This is a genomic window from Rhodopirellula maiorica SM1 (genome assembly GCF_000346295.1).
GTDB lineage: Bacteria > Planctomycetota > Planctomycetia > Pirellulales > Pirellulaceae > Novipirellula > Novipirellula maiorica.
The window spans coordinates 1-3,388 of sequence record NZ_ANOG01001120.1 but is presented as its reverse complement, the minus strand read 5'-3'; the positions used below and the strand labels follow the sequence as shown (position 1 = coordinate 3,388).

4 protein-coding genes are annotated in these 3,388 nt (G+C 50.3%); all 4 read left to right on the top strand.

Annotated features, from left to right (window positions below; all coding sequences use genetic code 11):
- Positions 1 to 30 precede the first annotated feature (30 nt).
- Positions 31 to 711, top strand: coding sequence for an O-antigen ligase family protein (locus tag RMSM_RS35950; RefSeq protein WP_081614473.1), 681 nt, complete (start codon positions 31 to 33; stop codon positions 709 to 711).
- Positions 712 to 842: 131 nt separating this feature from the next.
- On the top strand, positions 843 to 1,640 hold the full coding sequence (locus RMSM_RS35945) for a sulfotransferase family protein (protein WP_081614472.1): 798 nt from the start codon (positions 843 to 845) through the stop codon (positions 1,638 to 1,640).
- 18 nt (positions 1,641 to 1,658) lie between these two features.
- A complete protein-coding gene (locus tag RMSM_RS37760) occupies positions 1,659 to 2,549 on the top strand; it encodes a methyltransferase domain-containing protein (RefSeq protein WP_008709700.1) in 891 nt (296 codons plus the stop codon).
- A 330-nt stretch (positions 2,550 to 2,879) separates the two neighbouring features.
- On the top strand, positions 2,880 to 3,388 hold a 509-nt coding region (locus RMSM_RS35935), incomplete at its 3' end, for a glycosyltransferase (protein WP_008709699.1).

The following is a 3,388-nucleotide window of genomic DNA, read 5'->3' as shown; positions in this document are numbered from 1 at the left end:
CGGGCTGCNCGGTTTGTTACTCGGTGCCGCTTGGCTATTTTTCAATCAAAAGGAAAAGTGCGACGCCATGGGATGACCGCACTTCTCGTCGCTGCGATGGGGGCGATGTTCATTATGGGGCCAGAGCAACAAGAGAAGGTGTTCGGGCGATTTAGTACCACTTTCGCAGAGCAAGAAGAGCGAGACATTGCCGCCGAAAGTCGGTTAATCTTGTGGCAGGCGACCTTTGACATGATCAAGGATCGCCCCCTGGGTTCGGGTGGTAACGCTTTCAAAACCCATTTGGGCCAAACGTATATTCCGATTGAATGGCAAAACACCTTTCGTGCTAGTCAAAACGGCTTTCTGGATACGGCGGCGAGCTGGGGAGTCCAGGGCCTTGCAATCTTTCTTGCAGCCTTGGCAACGTCATGGTTTGCCGTGCGCAAAACGGTTACGGCTGCTCACCGACGCGGCGATACAAGAACTGCTTTTTTAGGTGGTTGTATAGACGCAACACTTGTTATGTTTCTGGTCACCACAGTGTTTATCAGCGGACTTCGTGGGGAATGGTTCTTCTGGTGGCATGCCTTGGCGTTGGGATTCAGCGTCGTTTACTCCGACGAAGCGATCATGGCGTCCGAAATCGAGAGTGAAGACAACATTTTGGAAACCTATGACCCTGAAGTTGATCGAATATACGAATCAAACTTTTCCATGACTGACATCTGAACTAAACGAATTGTGCAGTGGCTTAAATAGTCGCTAGATGACCGAATGAACACGCCCCAATTAATCATGGGCTAACGATAGGTGCATTGAGTCGCAAATCATCCGAAAAGAATTATGAGCACCCAACCCACATGAATACTGAATCTAAATCTGCTCCCCAAAATATCTTTGTCTGTGGTGCCGTTGGTTCTGGCAATACGTTTATGTTTAATTGCCTAACGCAGGACAACGATTCTTATGGCGTTAACGAAGATGCATTAGGGACGACACTTCATCGTTTGGTGGAATCTGAGCGAGAGATGGGCAAGTGTCCACATTCGGTCGAGGCGTTTGGCCAGTTTCTTTCATTGCTTCGTGGCGACCGACAAACACTCGTTCTAAAGACGCCGTCCAATCTGCGACATGCCGCGTTGATCTCACGATTATTTCCTTCAACCATTTTTATCAAGATGGTTCGTGAACCGCATGCCGCGATCACAAGCGGGATTGCGAGGCATGATTCCAATGCGTCGATCGAGGAAAACGCGAGGCGATGGCTTCGCGATTGCGACGAAATTGGAAACTCGTCAGAAAACTCGCTCGTGGTTGCGTTTGAAGATCTGGTCCAAGATCCCGAACGAGTCATGAAACGCATCTCCGAATCGGTCAAACCGCTTTCTGATGCAGTTTTCACTTATGCCAAACGCATGCACCATCCAGAGCGAGCGGATTCAGGACGTTGGAAATCAAAACTTGATTCCGCGAAACAGCAACAGGTCGAACATTGGGTTGCCGAGCTGAAATTAAAGGATGCGTACGAGTCCGTGCTATCGAACTCGATCGATGGCAAAATGGAGCTTCCTCGTAGGACGGTTTCAGCGGCATCCACTAGTCCAGTCGCTGGGCTCAAAAGGCATTTTTATCGGTTTTGGTACAAAGTAGTCAGTTGACCCCAGGAGAACCCCACTGTGTCTGAAAATCTTATTGTGACTCAAGACGATACGAGGATTTTGATCCGAAGTGAACTGCTTGATAAAATTGCATGTCCCGACTGCAAGTCGCCACTATCACAAGATGCAGGTTCTTTACGTTGCTCCGGATGCAACGTTGGTTTTCCTGTGATCGCCGACGGTCGACTTCCTATTCTTCATTCGGCAGATTCCGAATTCGCAAAAATCGATGTGGCGTGGAGCATGCCGAAGTCAACGGGTAAGAAGCGAAAAAGTTATCGGCAGAAAAGGCTGTTGCCGCAGACCGATGTCACGAACTACTCTAAGCCAGACCGTCAGTATTTTCTCAATCAAGTGCAAGGTGAGTGGATCTTGAATGTTGGCTCGGGTGAACCAAACGATACCCTGGCACAGAATTGGGCAAACTTGGATATCTTTCCGCATGAAAACTGCGATGTCGTTGGCGACGCCCATTGGCTTCCGTTTCGCGATGGTTCATTCGGCGCAGTCACTAGTGATTCAGTTCTCGAGCACGTCCGCCGTCCTTTTGATATGGCGGCTGAAATGGTCAGGGTCTTAAAACCCGGAGGATTGCTATGGTGCAGTGTTCCGTTCGCTCATCCCATCCACGCTGACCCAGACGATTATTTTCGCTACTCACCGGAAGGGCTGAAAATGCTGTTTCACGAATGCGACGTGATACGGGTTGGACCAACGCGAGGGCCCATCAGTGCGATCGCGCATTTCGCCGAGCGGGCAGCTGAAGCGATGCTGCCGGGAAAAGCGGGTTTTGCCGCGCGCTGGCTTACCGCATGGGCAATTCAGCCTTTCAAATACCTCGATCCTAGGCTCTTGAAACGAGATCCGAACTGCGCATGTAGCTTTTTCATTCTATTGAAGAAGCGTTAGGGCTCTCTTTGGAAATGATTGACAATCGAAAAACACATTGTCCGAGGAAAAGGATGCTTTTTATCAGGTCGCACCAAATCATGAGGGGCAACTGTAGATGCGTCTCTCCGAGACTTAACGTTTCGGATCGCTGAGAGACGCGGCTCACACGCTTTGCACTAATAGCCTTAATGACCTGTGTCCCCTACTGGGCAACGCCATATCCAAAACAAAGACTTCCCATTGAATATACTCTTCCTGACAGAACAGTTTCCTTATCCACTTCACGATGGAGGCAATCTCAGGACCTTTCACATCCTAAAAGGGCTCTGCGAACATCACAACGTGACGATGGTGTCTCATGCGGCAGCCGATAATCCAGACGAAGCCATCGAAGCACTCTCGGGGCTATGTGAGGTCGTTGCGGTGAAGGAACCCAGCGTCCTCAGGCGAGTGTTGTCCAACCTGATCCGCAACCGTTTTCGACCACCCCTGTTCGTGATTAAGAATGCTTCCGATGCCATTTTGGATGTCGCAGACCAATTAATATCGCAACGCAGCTTCGATGCGATCCACATGAACATGTTGGACACCGCATTTTTTGCGCTCAAGCGACCGTGGCAGATTCCATTGGTCTTTGATAGTCACAATTGTTTGGCTCAAATCGCCGAGGGGGTTCGCGATCGATCTCGCAATCCGTTTCGACGTGCCGTTTTTGCGAGGGAGGCCCGTGCGCTCAGGCGTTGCGAGTCCGAAGTGGCCTCGCGTATGGACCTAACACTTGTTTGCTCAGACAACGACGCTCGCTTGTTCTCTGAAATCGCTGACGACGCTCATTGTCTCGTCGCACCCAATGGTGT

Excerpts from the sequence above, each read along its gene's own strand:
- RMSM_RS35945 (WP_081614472.1), top strand. The coding sequence starts at position 843 with ATGAATACTGAATCTAAATCTGCTCCCCAAAATATCTTTGTCTGTGGT.